We start from the raw sequence: 17957 nt of genomic DNA, 5'->3' as shown, positions 1-17957 counted from the left end.
ATGCCGATGTTTCGGGGCGGATTGGATTGCGGATTGGATCTACGCCGCCGGCGCGTTATCCAGTCCATAGGCGCGGCGGGCGTTGCTGGTAGTAATTTCCGCCAACTCCTCCGGCCGGCGATTGAGCAGCTCAGCCAGTGCGCGGACGGTGTAGGGCAGGCAGTACGGTTCGTTCGCTGCCCCCCGGTAGGGGTGCGGGGTGAGAAATGGTGCGTCCGTTTCCACCAAGAGCTGGTCGATCGGTATCAGCGGAACGGCTTCGCGCAGGTCACGGGCGTTACGGAAGCTCACAGTGCCCGACAGGCTGAGCAACCAACCGGCGTCGACGCAAGTGCGAGCCATCTCACTCCCGGACGAAAAACAATGGAAGATCACGGTGGCCGGCGCACCCTCGCTGCGCAACACGTCCAAGACTTCCCGGTCGGCCTGCCGATTGTGGATCATCAACGGCTTGCCGGTCCGTTTGGCGAGATCGATATGCCACGCGAAGGCCTCGCGCTGCACGTCGGGCCGCGCGCAGCCGTCGAGCCGGTCCGGCCAGTACATGTCCATGCCGGTCTCCCCTACCGCCACTACCCGCGGGTGGGCCACCAACGCCTCGATCTCAGTGCGCGCGCTCTCGGTGAGGGCATCGGTTCGGGTCGGATGCAGTGCCACCGCGCCGTAGACCCGTGGGTCCCAGTCCACTGCCTGCCGCACCCACCGGGCCGAATCCAGGTCGTCGGCGATGGTGACCATCGCGCCGACCCCGACCGCCGCGGCACGATCGGCGATGACGCGCACTCCCGCGGCGTCGGTGGCACCGCACGCATCGAGGTGAGTGTGGGCGTCGATCAACGGCGAGAGCGGCTCGGGGGCGGGGGGCGCGTCGCGCTGGCCGGACCGGTTGGAGCTCACGGCCACACGATATGTCCACACGCGCGGTGCCGGCGCACCCCACTAGGGTGGGTTCCCGATGAAGCCACCGCAGCCCTACTACGTCACCACGGCGATCGCCTATCCCAATGGCGCACCGCACATGGGTCACGCGTACGAATACATCGCGACCGATGCGATCGCGCGATTCAAGCGCCTCGACGGCTTCGACGTGCGTTTCCTGACCGGAACGGACGAACACGGCCTCAAGGTCGCGCAGGCGGCGACGGCGGCCGGGATCCCGACCGCGCAACTCGCGCGCAGCAACTCCGATGTTTTCCAACGCATGCAAGAGAAGCTCAACGTCTCCTTCGACCGGTTCATCCGCACCACCGATTCCGACCACCACGATGCCTCGCAAGAAATTTGGCGGCGCATGGAAGCCGCGGGCGACATCTATCTGGACAACTACGCGGGGTGGTACTCGGTTCGCGACGAGCGCTTCTTTGTCGAATCTGAGACCAAACTGCTCGACGGCGGCACCCGCGTCGCCGTCGAGACGGGTACGCCGGTCACCTGGACAGAGGAGCAGACCTATTTCTTCCGGCTCTCGGCATACGCCGACAAGCTGCTGGCCCACTATCGGGACAACCCGGACTTCATCGCACCCGAGACTCGCCGCAACGAGGTCATCAGTTTTGTCTCCGGCGGACTGGACAACCTGTCGATCTCGCGCACGTCGTTCGACTGGGGCGTGCAGGTGCCCGGGCATCCCGACCACATCATGTACGTCTGGGTGGACGCGCTGACCAACTATCTGACCGGGGCGGGCTTTCCCGACACCGGCTCGGAGTTGTTCGAGCGATACTGGCCCGCCGATCTGCACATGATCGGCAAGGACATCATCCGCTTCCACGCCGTGTACTGGCCGGCATTTTTGATGTCGGCCGGAATCGATTTGCCGCGAAGGGTTTTCGCGCACGGTTTTCTGCACAACCGCGGCGAGAAGATGAGCAAGTCGGTGGGCAACATCGTCGACCCAGTGGCGATGGTCGATACGTTCGGGGCGGATCAGCTCCGCTACTTCCTGTTGCGGGAGATCCCGTTCGGGCAGGACGGGGCCTATAGCGACGAGTCGATCATCACCCGCATCAACACCGACCTGGCCAACGAACTGGGAAACCTTGCTCAGCGGTCGCTGTCGATGGTGGCCAAGAACCTGGACGGGGTGGTGCCCGAACCGGGGCAGTTCATCGAGGCCGACACCGAGTTGCTGGCCACTGCCGACGGTCTGCTGGAGCGGGTGCGCGCGCAATTCGACGTGCAGGCGATGCATCTGGCGCTAGAAGCAATCTGGCTGATGCTCGGTGACGCCAACAAATACTTTTCGGCGCAGCAACCCTGGGTATTGCGCAAGAGCGAGTCGCAGGACGATCAGGACCGATTCCGCACCACGCTCTATGTGACGTGCGAGGTGGTCCGCATTGCTGCGTTGCTGGTGCAACCGGTGATGCCGGAATCCGCCGGCAAGTTGCTGGATCTGCTGGGGCAGACCGCGGACCGTCGGACATTCGGCGCCGCCGGGGTGCGACTGACGCCCGGGACACCATTGCCGCCGCCAAGCGGGGTGTTCCCCCGCTACCAGCCGCCCGCCCAGGAGGAATGAGCGGAAACCGGTGCGGGGACGCAACTTCGATATGAATAGCGACGAAGCGGGTTCGCGTAATTTCCGATATGGGCCATAATCGGCTCGTGGAACGCAGACGGAATCGGCAACCAACTCAATCGCCGATGACCACGTTGAAGCAATTGCCTGCGCTGGTGGTCCTCGAGCGAATACCGGTTCCCGTACTGGCGATCGGCGACGACGGCAGCATCCTGTTCACCAATTCTGCCTTTGCCCAAATGGTGGGCTGTGACCCAGAAGAGGTCCTTGCGCTGCGGTTTCACGAAATATTTCACCAGGCACCCGACGAGGAATCGTCGCTGCTGTCCTTCGTCCATGCGCTGGCGAACATGGTCGTCGAACTGGCCCACAAGGACGGGTCGGTGGTGCGAGCACTGATGAGCAGGTCGGCCGTGATGCGCGCCGACGACAAATTCGCCCTTGCCGCTTTCCAGGATTTGACTGAACAACTCTGGGAAGAGGAGCGCTAAAGCCCGGCCCGAGGGCGTTCTGGAGCGGTGATCATTCTCACCGGCCTCGCAGGTTTAACCGCCGCGCCAGTGGGTACTGACCCTTTCGCAGCTTTTCGCAGCTTTGCTTTAGCGCGTTGCCAGTCCCTAACGAGTCTGCGCGAATGAGGCAGCGAGTTCGGTACGCAACTGCCAGCACAGCTCCCACCGCCTCCGCTACGCCAACAAACTCTCAGTATAGCTATACCAACTTTTAGATACCTGTTGTATGGTTTTGCGAATGATCAGGACTCGCAACGACTTGGAGTCGTACCTCGCGGCTGACTTGCATGCTCAAGGCTTAGACCGTTGGCGGCATCGCTATCGGATCATGCATCGCGCGCCTTACTTCCAGCGCATGCTGCGCAAGACGGAATACTGGACCAACACCGCCCGCACGCCGGCTGGTCACCTGGTGGCCGCCTACCTCCGGCTACGGCTCAAATTTCTAGGCGAAAAGCTCGGATTCGGCATTCCGCTCAACGCGTTCGGCCCCGGCCTTTCGGTGGCCCACGTCGGCTGGGTCCACGTCCACCACCGAGCCAAAATCGGCGCCAACTGCCGCATCCACCAAGGGGTGACCATCGGTGAAGGCCGCCCGGGGGAATACCCCACCATCGGCGACGATGTTTTCATCTTTCCCGGCGCCATGGTGCTCGGTGCCGATGTAGGCAGTCGCGTGGGCATCTACGCGGGAGCGGTAGTCACCAAACCGGTTCCCGACGACGTCGACGTCGCCGGCGTTCCGGCGCGAATCATCAAAGATCGCCGCCTCAGCGTCGTCAGCGCGTAGCGATTAGTTTTCGGCTCCGGCAGCCGCAGTCGCCGCGGACCTGGTGTGACGAAGGGCCTCGCGGGCCAGAAACTGTTGAAAATACGGCAGCGAGGCTTCGGCCGCGATGCCGGGCAACAGCAACATCCATAACTGACTCAATCGGCTGTTGAGCTCGTCACCGCTGCGGATGCGTGACATCGAAATGGAGAGCATCCGCGCGCCGAACATGGCCCCCACGATCGATTCGCTGAGGACTTCCGGGTCGATGTCGGCGCGCAGGTCCCCCTCCGCGATCGCCCGCCTGGCCTGGACGGTCATCTCGGCGATCCAGCTGGCACAGCAGCGCGCCGCCGCGTCGTTGAATCCGGCCAATGCGGCGATCAACTGCTCGGCGGCCTGGGCGGTCTTGTCCGAGGTGAGCACCTGCGCGATGGCGAAAGTTCCGTGGATCATGTTCTCCAGTGCCGGCGACGCTGAGCCGCACACACTGCGGAAAGCACCGACGAGCACCTCGGTTCCCTCGTCGATGATGTCGGACGCAAGGGCCTCTTTGGAATCGAAGTGGTGGTAGAGCGCACCTTTGGTCATGCCAGTCCGCTCGATGATGGTGCCCCAGCCAGCGGCCGCGTACCCCACCTCGCCGAAGACATCGATCGCGGCGTCGAGAATCTTCCGCCGGGTTACCTCGGACCGTACCTGGCGCGCCATCGCCCTTTCCGCACCTCCACAATGATGTCGATCCGGTTAAATCCGGAGCGCCGTAAGTCGTTGTTCCTGGTCAGCCGGTCAAGACTAGCAGCCGTTCATAGCTTGTTTTCGTTGGTGCGTGCCAAACCGTACCGGTGTCGTCACTGGGCGGGAGCAGCGGCCGCCAGTGAATTGGTCGCCAGATGGGTGCGTCGCCTGATGAACTGCTTGAAGTAGTCGAGCCGGTCGGGTTGCAGAATGCCTGCCAGCACCAGCATGCAGTTCTTCTCCAGGTCGACTAGATACCGTTGCGCATCGTCGAGGTCGCTGGTCTGGCGTAACCCCATGTACATCGAAACGATCAAGCGCGCGATGTCGCGTGGGTCCCATCCCTCGACAACATCACCCTCGGCGATCGCGCGCTTGACGACGTGGGCCAGCATCTCAGTCCAGCCGCCCAGCAGTTGGGCCTGCAGCCCCTCGGTACGGCCTACCGACTCGATGAGGTGCGATGCGGCTCTGGCCACGTCCTGGCTGATGTCCCGTACCGCTGCCAGATAGCAGAAATCGATCAGGGTTTCCAGGCCCGACAGCTGACGAGCCAACAGGTCCTCGACGGCGGCCCGCCCTTCATCCTTGTGTTGTTCGATGATCGCCACCGCCAGCGCGTGCTTGGACCGGAAGTGGAAGTACATCGCACCCTTGGTCAATGCGGCTTCGGCCAGGATGTCGTCCAGTCCGACGTCGTGGTAGGCGCGGCGGGCGAATTGGTGGGCGGCGGCCCGCAGAATCTGTTGCCGGGTGGTATCTGCTCGTCCGTCGGCCGATTCAGTCGACATATGGCCCGCGAGACTCGCCGGACCGCGTCTTGCGGCAACGGCCGTTTCGTCGAGCGATCACCTTCACCATTGCGATGCCTTTCCTAGACATGTGGCCGCTTCGTCAGCTGTTGCCTAGTCGCCGTTGTGCCGACGCCACCCGGAGCGCGCCATCAGAGAGGTTATCAAGGTACGCCCCCTACCGCGGCCTTCCGCGCCAACATGTCTGCATCGACGGCTCAAAAATACTAAAAGCCCATCGCCACCCTTGGCATCGTCCGAAAAGTATGTATAGTTGCCTTTTAGCAGGGTTGTAGTTTGGTTCGGGGAGTTCAACGGGTCTGATCTCCACGTATTGCTCACTACCAATGACCGCAACCCTCGTCACCAGCCGAAAGTTCGGGTAGGGGGAGCCTCAAATGTCGTTCGTGACCACACAGCCAGAAGCCTTGGCCGCATCGGCCAACACCTTGCAAGGCATCGGCATCTCCGTGAGCACCGGCAGCGCCACCGCCGCAGTGCCCACCACGGCCGTCGTGCCGGCGGCCGCAGACGAGGTGTCCGCGCTCACCGCCATGCAATTTGCTGCCCAAGGCCAGCTCTATCAGGCCGTGAGCGCGCAGGCAGCGGCGATCCACCAGATGTTCGTCGACGTCATGCGGGTCAGTTCGGCTTCCTATGCCGAGACCGAGGCCGGCAACGCGGCTGCGGCCGGCTGACGCGCGGGGACTGCGATGGATTTCGGCGCACTGCCACCGGAAATCAATTCCGCGCGCATGTACAGCGGTGCGGGGGCCGGCCCACTGCTGAGCGCTTCCTTCGCGTGGGACGAGTTGGCTACCGAATTGCGAGCGGCGGCGTCGGCATATGCCGCCACGATCTCCGGGCTGACCAGCGGCCCCTGGCTGGGACCTGCGGCAATCGCCGCGGCAGGCGCTGCGTCCCCTTACGCGGTCTGGATGAGCGCAACCGCCGCGCAGGCGGAGGAAGCTGCCGCCCAGGCCAGGACCGCCGTCAGCGCGTACGAGGCGGCCTACGCGATGACGGTTCCACCCGGTGTGGTCACGGCCAACCGGGTGTTGCTGGCAACGATGGTCGCGACAAACTTCTTCGGTCAGAACTCGCCCGCGATCGCGGCGATCGAAGCCCACTACAGCGAAATGTGGGCTCAGGATGCCGCGGCGATGTATAGCTACGCCGCGGGTTCGGCATCGGCCTCCGCCCTGACGCCTTTTCAAGCTCCACCCCAGGTCACCAACCCTGCGGGCACGGCCGCCCAGGCCGCCGCGGTGTCGCAAACCACCGGGGAGGCCGCGGCGACGCAGACGAAACTGGCCTCGCTGGTCAATTCGGTGCCGACGACCCTGCGCGGCATGTCGACGCCGGCCTCGCTGAGCAGCGCGCCCACAGCAGCGGCAGGGATGCCGATACCGACCTCCAGCGGCGATATGGCCAACTACCTCAACATCGCCGTCATGCCGCTGTTCGCGCTGAGCAGTTTGCTGGGCATTGCCCAGACCATGCAGGGCCTGACGGCGGCCGCGGCGCAGCAGGCCGCCGAAGTGGCGGCCGGTGCCGCAGAGGCAGCAGCCGCGGGTGCCGAAGCGGCCGGCGCGGGTGCGCTGGGCGCGATGGGTCAGGCCGCCAGCCTCGGCTCATTGTCCGTCCCCGCGGCCTGGACCAGCGTGATTCCTAACGCCCACCTGACCGGCATCAGTTCTGCGCTGCCGGGCGCTGGCGGCGGCAGCGGGATGGGAACGGTGCCGCCGAGCCTATTGGGCGGAATACCGCGCGGCGTGGCGGCTCAAGGCCCGGGCGCCGGTCCCCGCTACGGGATGGTTCCCACAGTGATGGCACAGCCGCCGTCAGCCGGATACGGCACCGTCTGAGTCGACCGATGATGACGCTGGGTTCGGTGGCGTCCGGAGCGCGAGGTAGGCGTGTTCCGGCACTCGGTGTACGGCGGATCGGCCGTTTCGAAGGCCGTTTTGATGGCCGTTTTGATGGCCGTTTTGATCAACCCGGGACCAAACAAATCGCTAGTCGATCCCCGCTCGTCGAATCCAACCGGTCTGCATACTCAAAGTTATCAAAATTGCTTTACTTCATTCTAAAAGTATGTATACTTAGATTCAGGCAGCGGATGAGTTTCCAAACGTTCGCTGTCGCGGCAGCCGCTGCTCAGTGGCCGCCTGGGGGAAACGGATTGCGTTCGGCCATCGAGGGGGGCATGACATGAAGGTCGTATTGTTTTGCGGCGGGTACGGCATGCGGATGCGCAGCGCCGACGGCGACCTCGTCCCCAAACCGCTGCAAATGGTCGGGCCAAGACCCCTCTTGTGGCACGTGATGCGCTATTACGCGCACTACGGCCACAAGGAATTCATCCTGTGCCTGGGATATGGCCAGGCGCTCGTCAAAGAGTTCTTCGTCAATTACCGCGAAACCGAATCCAATGATTTCGTCATGCGCGGCGGTGAAGTCGAACTGCTGGAATCCGACATGTCCGACTGGACCATCACGTTCGTAGACACCGGATTGGAATCACCCATTGGCGAGCGCCTGCGACGAGTGCGCAAGTACCTCGGTGACGACGAGTACTTCCTGGCCAACTACGCCGACGTGCTCACCGACGCGCCGCTGGACACCATGATTGAACGCTTCCACGCCGGCGGTGCCTCGGCGTCGATGCTCGTGGTGCCGCCACAGTCGTCGTTCCACTGCGTGGATGTCGGCACCGACGGCGACATCAAAGAGATAGCACCGATCGCCAAGTTCCCCATCTGGGTCAACGGCGGCTACTTCGTGCTTCGTCAAGATGTGATCGACCTGATCCCGGAGAACGGCGACCTGGTCGGCGACGCCTGCATGGCGCTGGCCGGGACCGGACGACTGGTGGGTTACCAGCACGATGGGTTCTGGAAGCCGGCCGACACCTTCAAGGAACGCGCTGAACTCGACGCCGACTACAACCGCGGCATCCGCCCGTGGGCGGCCTGGGAAACAGCGCAGCCAACAGCACAGCCGGCATGAACCCCATGACCTTCGGCGACGACGTCCGGTCGGTCGCCGTCATCGGTGCTCACTGCGATGACATCCTCATCGGCGCCGGCGCAACACTGGCCCAGATCGCCAGCGCCCGTCCCGGTCTCGTTATTCACGCACTGGTGCTGACCGGCGCCGGCACCGAACGCGAGATCGAGGAGAAGAGCGCCTTCGCCGCGTTTTTTCCGCGAGCCGACGTGCGGTTGACGGTGGCCGACCTACCCGACGGCCGGTTGCCGGAGCATTGGGGTGCCGTCAAGCGCCGGCTCGCCGAGTTCCGTCGCAGTTGCGAACCGGATCTGGTACTCGGTCCGCAGCGAGCCGACCACCACCAGGATCATCGCTTACTCGGTGAACTCATTCCGACTGAATTTCGCGCGCATCTCGTCCTGGGCTACGAGATTCTCAAGTGGGAGTCGGATCTGCCCAATCCCTCGCTTTACGTACCGGTTTCGACCGAGGCGGGGTTGCAGAAGGCACACCTTCTGACGCAGTGCTATCCGTCGCAGACGGGACGGGACTGGTTCGACGAGGAGACATTTCTCGGCCTCATGCGGATCCGGGGCGTCCAGAGCCGATCCCGTTACGCCGAAGCGTTCGTGGTGGAAAAGCTGGTCTTGGGTCAGATCGCCGGTCACTGCAACCCATAGCGCATGTCCGAATCGCACCGCAATGCGAATACCGAGGGGATAACAGGGGGATCCGTATGAAATACACGCCCACGCAGGTCGCTGGCGTGACGATCGTCGACATCGAGCCACACCGTGACCACCGCGGGTTTTTCACCCGGGTTTTCTGCGCTGCGGAATTCGCCCGGCACGGGCTGATTCCCGACGTCGCCCAAACCAGCATCTGCTTCAACCAGACTCGCGGCACGGTGCGCGGACTGCACCGCCAGGTGCCACCACACGCCGAGGCCAAGCTGGTGCGCTGCATTCGCGGTGCAATTGCCGATGTCGCCGTGGACGTGCGGCCCGAGTCGCCGACGTACGGCAAGCACGTGATGGTGGAGTTGAGCGCCGACAACCGCCGCGCGCTGTTCCTGCCCCCGTACGTCGCGCACGGGTTCCAAACACTCACCGATGACACCGAGATCCTCTATCAGATCAGCGGGCCGTACCAGCCGGACAGCGAGCAGAACTTCCGTTGGAATGAGCCGGAATTCGGGATCGAGTGGCCGCTACCCGTCACGGTCATCTCCGAAAAAGACGCCAGCTGGCCGCTATTGGCGGGCGAGGCATCATGATCAACCACAGCGACGAACGTCTGGCATAGGTCGGACATGGCTCACGACACGCTGCCCGCAGCCGCCGTACGCATGGTCGTCAGCGGCAGCATCGTAGAACGCTGCGACGCCGACGAAGTGTTGGCGCTCATCGCCTCTCACCTCCAGTCGCGGTCCGGTCGCGGCTTGGCAGTGGGATCGGTCAACCTCGACCATCTGCATCATTTCCGCACCGCAGGCGCCGCCCCCAACGGCATGCTGGATTGGCTGTTGTTGGCCGACGGCATGCCGATCGCCTGGCGCGGGCAACTGTTGACCGCGAAGCCGTGGCCTCGGGTCACCGGTGCCGACCTCCTCCCGGCGGTGCTGGCGCTGGCCGAAGCCAACGGCCAGCGGGTCGGATTCTTCGGCGGCAGTAGCCGAACCCATCAACTGCTGTCGCGATACCTACAGGAGCGCTATCCAGCACTGATCGTCTCGGGAATGTGGGCACCAACGCCCGAGGATGTCGAATCAGACGCGGAAACATTCTGCTCCGCCATCCGTGCCGCGCGCACCGACATTCTCGTGGTCAGCCTGGGAAAGCCACGCCAGGAACTGTGGGTCGACCGGCACGGGCACGCCACGGGCGCCCGGGTTTTTCTGCCGTCGGGCGGGGCCATCGACTTTCTCGCCGGCATGACCCGACGCGCCCCCGCCTGGATGCAGCGCAGCGGACTGGAGTGGTTCTACCGATTGAGCCGCGAACCGCGCCGACTGGCCCGTCGCTACCTGCTGCAGGGACCATTGGCGTTGCTACGCGCCGCGCGCGCACAACTGATCTGCTACCCCGGCAGTTATTACGCCGGCCCAGCCATCCGTGACGTTGTCGAACCCCCCGGCACAGCAACACAAGCAGCGTCCGCATGACCGAGGGAGCGGCCAGCATGACAGCCACACTGCACACTCAGACCGCAAGGTCGCCCGTCGTCCACGAGCCCCAGGTCGGCGCCATACAGCGTTGGCAGCAGCAGTATTCCGTGCGGTTGCGGATCACCGATTCGATAATCGTCTGCGCGGCAATCGCGCTCGCGCAGTTCGCCCGGTTCGGAGACTCCCCCAACATGTCCGGATATCCGGGGCCGGTAATGACACTGTTCTCATGCCTGTTTGCCGTCCTGTGGCTCACGTCGATAGCGGTGTTCCACACCAGGTCCCCGCGCATCATCGGCGCCGGGATCGACGAGTACCGGCGCATCGCCAGCGCGTCCTTCTCGGTGTTCGGCATCATCGCCATGGTCACGCTGCTCGCCAAGATCGAACTGGCTCGCGGCTACCTGGCCGTCGCTCTTCCCGTCGGCACCCTGGGCTTGCTGGCTAGTCGCAATCTGTGGCGAAAGTACGTGTGGCACCGGCGTTCCCAAGGCCACTATCAAACCATGGTGCTGGCCATCGGCGACCGGTCCGGAGTGGCTCACCTGGCGCACGAACTGCTGCGCAACCCGAAAGACGGGTATGTCGTAGTGGGCGTCTGCATCCCGGGGTACGGGCCGTGGCGCGGTGAGAACCTCAAAGTCCAGGACCGGGAGATCCCGATCCTCGGTGACGAAACCCACGCCGTGGCCGCACTCGACGACTGCGGCGCCGACACCGTAGCCGTGACACGCACCGAACATTTCGGCGTGCACGGGATCCGCGAACTGATGTGGCAGCTGGAGACCCTGGACGTCGACCTGGTGGTGTCACCGGGGGTGATGGACGTCGCCGGGGCGCGATTGACCATGCGCCCCATCGCGGGATTCCCGCTGTTGCACGTCGACAAGCCGCAATATGAAGGTACGCAACGCATTCAGAAGCGCGCCTTCGACTTCTGCTTCGCGCTGTTCGCCCTTGCCGTGACGGCCCCGCTGCTGATTGTGGCCGCGGCGGCGATCAGACTGAACAGCAAAGGACCCATCTTCTATCGCGCCGAGCGCATCGGCCTGGACGGCCAGCCGTTCACGATGTTGAAGTTGCGCACCATGGTTGACGGCGCGGACAAGCAGATCGAACACTTGCTGCCGTTGAACCAGGCCGCCGGCATGCTGTTCAAGATCCATCAGGATCCGCGGGTCACGCCCGTCGGCCGGATCCTGCGCCGCTACAGCATCGATGAGTTGCCCCAGTTCATCAACGTACTCAAGCGAGACATGAGTGTCGTCGGTCCGAGACCGCCGCTGCGCCGGGAGGTGGAGAACTACGACGGTGAGGTGAAGCGCCGGCTGCTGGTCAAGCCCGGCGTCACCGGCTTGTGGCAGGTCAGCGGCCGCTCTGACCTGTCCTGGGAGGATTCGGTCCGGCTTGATCTGTCCTACGTCGACAACTGGTCCATGGCAGGCGATCTCGTCATCATCGCCAGGACTCTCAAGGCGGTCCTGGTCAGCGATGGGGCGTACTAGATGAATGGCGGCGCCGTAATCGAGCCGACGGCTGCGGGGGCTTCAGAGCAGACCCAGCTCCCCGGCGGACCTGGCGGACCTGGCGGACCCGGCGGACCTGGCGGACCTGGCGGGGTGCCGCAGTCGCGGATCGCGCATGCCTTCTCGATCCAGTTGATTTGCCGTGCACTGGGAATGTTGGCCTCGGTGGTCTCGGTGGCGATGACTGCCCGCTATCTGGGACCAGACCGCTATGGCCAGCTGATGGTGGCGGTGGCCTTCATCGGCATGTGGACCAGCATGACCGATCTCGGCATCGGCACCGTGATTGTGCGGCGCGTGACGTCCGGTCGCGGCGAGCTGGAACGACTGGTTCAGGTCAACAGCGGTCTGTCACTGGTGTATTGCGTTCCACTGGCAGCAATCGCGGCGGGCATCGGGTGGCTCATCTACCGTGACGCCGACGTGCGCGTGATGCTGGTGGTGTTGTCCGGGCAACTGCTGATGCTGACCATGCGGACGCGCTTCGAACCGGTGTTCCTGTCCACCGTCCGTTTCTCCGCGGTGGCCATCTCCGATGTTGCGGGCCGGCTGGGCACGCTGGCCACGGTCAGTTGGCTGGTGACAACCCACCAAGGTGTCATCTGGTTCGCGGTCGCCCAGCTCATCCCCCCGGTCCTGCAACTGCTGATCCAGGGCACCGCCGCCGCGCGGCACATCAAGCTGCGTCCGGTCTTCTCCACCCGTGAGTCGGCGGACCTGTTGCGAGAAAGCCTGCCGCTCATGGGTGTAGCTGTGGTCGGGATCCTGTATTGGCGCGCCGACGGCGTGATCTTGTCCCTGTTGAGCACCCACGTCGAGGTCGGCGTGTACGGACTGGCATATACCATCGCGTTCAACACCGAGGCGCTGTCTGTCTTCTTCCAGAAGTCCACGTTGTCGACAGCCACCGGGCTGTACTCCCGCGACGTCGGTGCCTACGTCGGATTCCTGCGCCGCAGTGTCGAATTGATGTTCTTCGTAGCCCTCCCGGTGGCTGTGGTCGGGACGTTGCTGGCCGCGCCACTGATCAATCTGTTCGGGGACCAGGACTTTGTCCGTCGGGGCGCACCGACCCTGGCGCTGCTGCTCATCGCCGCCTCGTTGCGGTTCGTCACCGGCACCCTCGGACAGGGCTTGTTCGCCAGCCACGAACAACGGTTCTTTTTCCGGTTGTTCGTCGCCACACTGGTCGTCAATGTGGCGCTGAATCTTTTTCTGGACAGTCAGTTCGGTGCCATCGGGGCCGGTATCGCCCTGGTGTGCACCGAGTTGTTCGGCATGACGCTGGCGAGTTGGCGACTGCGTAGCCAATGCGGTTATCACACCCCGGTGAGGTTCCTGGTGCGACTGCTGGTTCCGACAGCAGCCAGTGCGGCGATCGTGTTGCTGCTGTCGGGTCAGCAGGTGATCTTTGTGCTGGCTGCCGCTGCGGCAACCTATCTCGCCGTCAACATGGTGTTCGGCCCGGTCAAATGGTCGACGTTGACTTCGCTATTCCAGAGACAGGTGACGCCATGACAACCGAGATGGATCGTGCATATCTGAAACCGCCTGCAGCCGAGACTATTTCGATGAGCATCGAGCGTCCGCTGTCGGCGCTGATTGTGACCTACAAAAGCCACGACCTGGTGGAGCAGTGCCTGGCCAGCCTCGCCATGCACGCCCCGGAATTGCCGGTCTACGTCTACGAGAACAGCGGGGACGCATACCCCGGCCGCGAGGAATTGGCCGCCCGCCACCCTGACGTGCATTGGGTGCTGGGCCCGGTGAACCTTGGCTTCGGCGGCGCCTTCAACGCATTGGTCGAGCACACTCCCGCCGACACGGACCTGCTGCTGCTCAACGCCGACACGCGTCTGAACGGACCGCTGACGCGCACCCGGGAGCTGTTACACCGGCCCGGAGTGGCTGCGGTGTCGCCGCTCATTCAGGACATCGGTGCCCCCGGCCCACAACGGTGGGATATCGCCACGCGTCGCCGGACCCTCACCCGCGCACTGGTGGCCGCCGCCGGCTACTCCGACCGGCTGCGAGGCACCCCGCTCTCACACCTGTACCGCGAACAGCCCGCCGAATCCCAGAGCATCGACGGCTATGTGGCCGGGATATGTCTGGCCATCAACCGCCAGGCGTGGAACCAGATCGGCGGATTCGACGAAGAATTCTTCCTCTACGGCGAGGAGACCGACTGGCAGCAACGGGCGACCGAGGCCGGGTGGCGCATTCTGCTGGCTGACGAACTCGACGTCGACCACGGTAATCCCGCCCCCGTCCAGATTGCCGGTGACCCGGTCTCGGCGCACGGCGCGGCGGTCTCCACCGTCGAACGCTTCCGAAATCGGGACCTGTTGCGGGCCAACATCGCACTGCTGCTAGAGCGACAGGACAGCGTCCATCACGCCGACGCGTACCTGGCCGGTACGGCGCTGCTGGAACGGATACAACGGTCCAAACGCGACCTACGCAGGCGCGCCATCGCGGCCCGTCGCACCGGCAAGCCCTCGATCGTCATCACCACCAATCGCCTCGTCTACGGCGGTGCCGAGCGTCAGAAAGCTTTGCTGGCCGCGGAATTGGACCGCCGCGGGTATCCGGTCACCATCGTGTGCATGCAGCGCTTCGGGCCACTGATCAAAGAGATTCCGCACAGTGTGCGGGTGGTGCGACAGCCGTGGTGGGCCCCCATGGTCGACCTGCCAGCCGGGCCGTCGGTGCTGATCAGTGGTGACACCAATACCGAGACCGGTTTCGCGACTCTCTGGCGGGCAGGCTCCAGTGCCCGCCGGTGGCTGGTGGCCCCGCACGTGCCACCCGCGGCAGACGGACCCGTCTACTCGCGGCCACTGACCGCCGCGATGCGCCGCGCGGATGGCTTCATTGTTCTGGCGCAACGGCATTGGGAGATGCTGACTCCCCACCACCGGCTGCGTGGACAACCTTTCGTCGCACCGAACGGCGTGGTCTCGGCAGGTGAGCCGACGCGACGGGTGCGCCCGCCCGGCGCGCCACCGCACCTGGTGATGTTGTCCCGCATCGTCGAGCACAAGAATCCCGACCTGCTCATCGAGGCGCTCGCCGGCCTGACAGATCTGCCCTGGAAGCTCTCTATTTTCGGCGACGGACCCGACCGCGTGAAGCTGGAGGCCCGTACGCCGGATTGGTTGCGCGACCGCGTCCAGTGGCATGGCTGGTCGCAGGGTCCCGGGCCGGCGTTGGCCGACGCAGACTTACTGTGCGTGCCAAGCCGTTCCGAGGCTTTCCCGCTCGTGATTCTGGAAGCCATGGCCAGGGCCGTCCCGGTGGCCGCATCCGGTGTTTGCGCCGTTCCGGAGATGCTGGATTTCGGCAAGGCCGGTTTCGTGGTCGAACCCGTTTCGGTAACGGCATGGCGGGACCAACTGGCCGAGATCCTGCGCGACCCCGACGCACTGCCGGAGGTCGGACGGCGCGGTTTCGAGCGCATGCAGACGCATTACACCGTGGCCGCGATGGCCGACGCCTACCTCGACGCGATCGGTGCGGTGCTGTGAAACCGCTGCACCACCCTGACACAACCTTGACGACACGACGGATTGGAAGCCAGATGAAGTGCCGCTTATGTGACTCGGAACGCATGCTCAGCGTGTTAGACCTCGGTGCCACCCCACCCTGCGAAAAAATCCTCAGCGCAGCGGAACTGGACTTGCCTGAGCCCACGTACCCGCTGCACCTACGGCTGTGCGAGAACTGTCTGCTGTTGCAGATTCCGGCATTGATCACTCCCGAGGAGACGTTCACCGAATACGCTTACTACTCTTCGTATTCCGACAGCTGGGTGCAGCATGCGGAGACGTTCGTCGAAGATGCGGTGAAACGACTGGGGCTGGGACCTGATTCCTTCGTGGTTGAGGTCGCCAGTAATGACGGCTACCTACTGCAACACGCCGTGACCAGAGGCATCCCCTGCCTGGGCATCGAACCGTCGCTCAATGTCGGTGCGGCCGCGGCGGATCGGGGTGTGCCCACGGTGTCGGAATTCCTCGACCAGGACGTGGCACAGCAAGTGCGCGCCCAGCACGGCCCGGCGAACCTGGTGGTGGCCAATAACGTATACGCGCACATCCCTGATCTTCGCGGCTTCACCCAGTCGTTGCGCGGACTGCTCGCCGACGACGGCTGGCTGAGCATCGAGGTACACCACGCGCTGAACCTGGTGAGCCGAGGCCAATTCGACACCATCTACCACGAGCACTTCCAGTACTACACCGTGTTCTCGGCGATCAACGCGCTGTCCAGCGCCGGCCTGGCTGTGGTCGACGTGGAGTTGCTGCCCACTCATGGCGGGTCCATTCGCGTCTGGGCCCGCCCCATCGAGGTGGCCGGTCCACCGACGGAACGGGTGAGCAAGATTCTGCGCACCGAGGAGGCGGCCGGACTGCACCGCCCGGAGGGGTACCTGCAATTGCGTCGCCGCACCGAACAGACGCGCCAGGAGTTGTTGCGCTTCCTGCTCGCGTGCAAAGCGGAGGGCAAACGTGTCGTCGGCTACGGCGCGCCGGGCAAGGGCAACACGTTGCTGAACTACTGCGGGATCCGCAGCGACCTGCTCGAGTACACGGTCGATCGAAACCCCTACAAGCATGGACATTTCACACCTGGCACTCGCATCCCCATCCACGATCCGGAGGTCATCGCCCGAGACCGTCCGGATGTGGTGCTGGTGTTGCCGTGGAACCTGGAGACCGAACTCACCGAGCAGCTCAGCTACGTCACCGAATGGGGCGGTCAGATCGTCTACCCGCTGCCGACCTTGCATATGGCACGGCCGGCCCGATCACCCGCCGCGGCGGTGCGCTAGATGACCGCGCGCAGCTGCCGAGGGTGCGATTGCACCGATCTGACCCGGGTGCTCGATCTGGGGAAAGCACCTGCGGCCGATCATTTTCCATTGGTGTCCGATCCGATCATTGCTCAGGAATCGGCGCATCCACTGGCGATGGACCTGTGTGCCGGTTGTGGACTGGCCCAGCTGGCCGACGACGACACGGTCACCGAGGAACCCAGGGGCATCGAGCCGCAGGCCCTCCGGGATCAGGCTGCCGACGCCGTTCGGCGTGTTGCCGATGCCGGCTGGTTGCGTGGTGACACGGTTTGCGAATTCGGCAGCCCGCACGGCGGCACATGGTTGCCGTTGCTGGCCGAACGCGGATACGCCGAAGCTGAGGTGGCCGATGTGGTGCTCGACTGTTTCGGCATCACGCACGATCCGCGGCAACGGTCCGGTTTCGTGCAGCGCGCGAAAGTGACCGCGCCCGAAGGCGTCTTGTTGATCCAGTTTCCGTCCCTGATGACAATGGTCCGCGACGGGCAGTGGACTGCCCTGCGGCACGGCCACTTCGCTTACTACTCACTGACCGCGGTGGTCAACCTGCTCGGTGCCGTCGGGATGAGCGCGGCCACCGCCTGGGAGTTCGATCTCTATGGCGGCACATTTCTGGTTGCCGCTGTGCACGGCCGCGTGGAGCCGGACGAGCGTGTGCGGGAGATCTTGGCGCGCGAAAGCGATTTCGGAGTGACAGACCCCATCGTGCTGCAGAGTCTGCAGCAAGCGGTCGATAGCCATGCCGCGCAACTGCGCGACTGGCTTGTGCTGCAGGCAGACCGCCGGCACACCGTCTACGGCTACGGTGCCGGCTCGCGGGTCCCCGCCCTGTTGAACATCGCCAAGGTCGACCGTCAACTGCTGAAGGGAATCGCCGACGCGTCCCCGGCCAAACAGGGCCGTAGGATCCCCGGAACCGATGTTCCGATCATCTCCCCCGAACAGCTCAACGCCGCCAACCCGGACCGGGTCCTGTTGACCCTGCCAGACCTGTTCGAGGAGGTACGCCGCAGTTACCCGCAGTTCGAGGGTCGTTGGTGGGTCGATCACGGCGCCGTCGGCAGCGCGACGTCATGAC

At 64.3% G+C, this 17957-nt stretch carries 17 protein-coding genes; 14 read left to right on the top strand and 3 right to left on the bottom strand.

Going from position 1 to position 17957, the window contains the following annotated elements; translation table 11 throughout:
- Positions 1–39: 39 nt before the first annotated feature.
- On the bottom strand, positions 40–903 hold the full coding sequence (locus tag A5636_RS10435) for a TatD family hydrolase (protein WP_065158555.1): 864 nt from the start codon (positions 901–903) through the stop codon (positions 40–42).
- 52 nt (positions 904–955) lie between these two features.
- Here A5636_RS10435 and metG point away from each other — a divergent pair, with 52 nt between their 5' ends.
- From metG to A5636_RS10420, 3 genes are all read left to right on the top strand, one after another.
- Positions 956–2521: a methionine--tRNA ligase gene (gene metG, locus A5636_RS10430; RefSeq protein ID WP_065158554.1), complete on the top strand. Its 1566-nt coding sequence runs from the start codon at positions 956–958 to the stop codon at positions 2519–2521.
- Between the two features lie 125 nt (positions 2522–2646).
- Positions 2647–3012: a PAS domain S-box protein gene (locus tag A5636_RS10425; RefSeq protein WP_065158553.1), complete on the top strand. Its 366-nt coding sequence runs from the start codon at positions 2647–2649 to the stop codon at positions 3010–3012.
- Positions 3013–3271: 259 nt separating this feature from the next.
- The gene (locus A5636_RS10420; RefSeq protein WP_065158589.1) at positions 3272–3823 is read left to right on the top strand and encodes a serine acetyltransferase; all 552 of its coding nucleotides are present in this window, start codon (positions 3272–3274) and stop codon (positions 3821–3823) included.
- 3 nt (positions 3824–3826) lie between these two features.
- Here the strand turns inward: A5636_RS10420 and A5636_RS10415 are convergent, their stop codons facing one another.
- Together A5636_RS10415 and A5636_RS10410 are read right to left on the bottom strand one after the other, a co-directional pair.
- Positions 3827–4513: a TetR/AcrR family transcriptional regulator gene (locus A5636_RS10415; RefSeq protein WP_065158552.1), complete on the bottom strand. Its 687-nt coding sequence runs from the start codon at positions 4511–4513 to the stop codon at positions 3827–3829.
- 140 nt (positions 4514–4653) lie between these two features.
- Entirely contained in the window at positions 4654–5331 is a 678-nt protein-coding gene (locus A5636_RS10410; protein WP_065158551.1) for a TetR/AcrR family transcriptional regulator, read from the bottom strand.
- A 398-nt stretch (positions 5332–5729) separates the two neighbouring features.
- Here A5636_RS10410 and A5636_RS10405 point away from each other — a divergent pair, with 398 nt between their 5' ends.
- From A5636_RS10405 to A5636_RS10355, 11 genes are all read left to right on the top strand, one after another.
- On the top strand, positions 5730–6029 hold the full coding sequence (locus A5636_RS10405) for a PE family protein (RefSeq protein ID WP_065158550.1): 300 nt from the start codon (positions 5730–5732) through the stop codon (positions 6027–6029).
- Between the two features lie 15 nt (positions 6030–6044).
- On the top strand, positions 6045–7199 hold the full coding sequence (locus A5636_RS10400; protein WP_065158549.1) for a PPE family protein: 1155 nt from the start codon (positions 6045–6047) through the stop codon (positions 7197–7199).
- A gap of 346 nt (positions 7200–7545) precedes the next feature.
- The gene (locus A5636_RS10395; RefSeq protein WP_065158548.1) at positions 7546–8343 is read left to right on the top strand and encodes a glucose-1-phosphate cytidylyltransferase; all 798 of its coding nucleotides are present in this window, start codon (positions 7546–7548) and stop codon (positions 8341–8343) included.
- Positions 8340–9005: a PIG-L deacetylase family protein gene (locus A5636_RS10390; protein ID WP_065158588.1), complete on the top strand. Its 666-nt coding sequence runs from the start codon at positions 8340–8342 to the stop codon at positions 9003–9005. Before A5636_RS10395 ends, A5636_RS10390 begins: the two co-directional genes overlap by 4 nt.
- A gap of 56 nt (positions 9006–9061) precedes the next feature.
- A complete protein-coding gene (gene rfbC / locus A5636_RS10385; RefSeq protein ID WP_065158547.1) occupies positions 9062–9601 on the top strand; it encodes a dTDP-4-dehydrorhamnose 3,5-epimerase in 540 nt (179 codons plus the stop codon).
- A gap of 36 nt (positions 9602–9637) precedes the next feature.
- On the top strand, positions 9638–10489 hold the full coding sequence (locus A5636_RS10380; RefSeq protein ID WP_253900559.1) for a WecB/TagA/CpsF family glycosyltransferase: 852 nt from the start codon (positions 9638–9640) through the stop codon (positions 10487–10489).
- A 17-nt stretch (positions 10490–10506) separates the two neighbouring features.
- Entirely contained in the window at positions 10507–11997 is a 1491-nt protein-coding gene (locus A5636_RS10375) for a sugar transferase (protein WP_065158586.1), read from the top strand.
- Entirely contained in the window at positions 11998–13536 is a 1539-nt protein-coding gene (locus A5636_RS10370) for a flippase (RefSeq protein ID WP_081287714.1), read from the top strand.
- The gene (locus A5636_RS10365) at positions 13533–15548 is read left to right on the top strand and encodes a glycosyltransferase (protein WP_065158546.1); all 2016 of its coding nucleotides are present in this window, start codon (positions 13533–13535) and stop codon (positions 15546–15548) included. The genes A5636_RS10370 and A5636_RS10365 overlap by 4 nt, the downstream gene beginning before the upstream one ends.
- Positions 15549–15601: 53 nt before the next feature.
- Positions 15602–16855 carry a class I SAM-dependent methyltransferase gene (locus tag A5636_RS10360; RefSeq protein WP_065158545.1) on the top strand — a complete coding sequence of 418 codons (1254 nt, stop codon included), beginning with the start codon at positions 15602–15604 and terminating at the stop codon, positions 16853–16855.
- On the top strand, positions 16856–17956 hold the full coding sequence (locus tag A5636_RS10355) for a class I SAM-dependent methyltransferase (RefSeq protein WP_065158544.1): 1101 nt from the start codon (positions 16856–16858) through the stop codon (positions 17954–17956).
- Position 17957 lies beyond the last annotated feature (1 nt).

It is taken from the genome of Mycobacterium asiaticum (assembly GCF_001673315.1).
Classification (GTDB): Bacteria; Actinomycetota; Actinomycetes; order Mycobacteriales; family Mycobacteriaceae; genus Mycobacterium; species Mycobacterium asiaticum_B.
The sequence above is the reverse complement of the archived record's forward strand: the minus strand, read 5'-3'. Positions and strand labels throughout refer to the sequence as shown.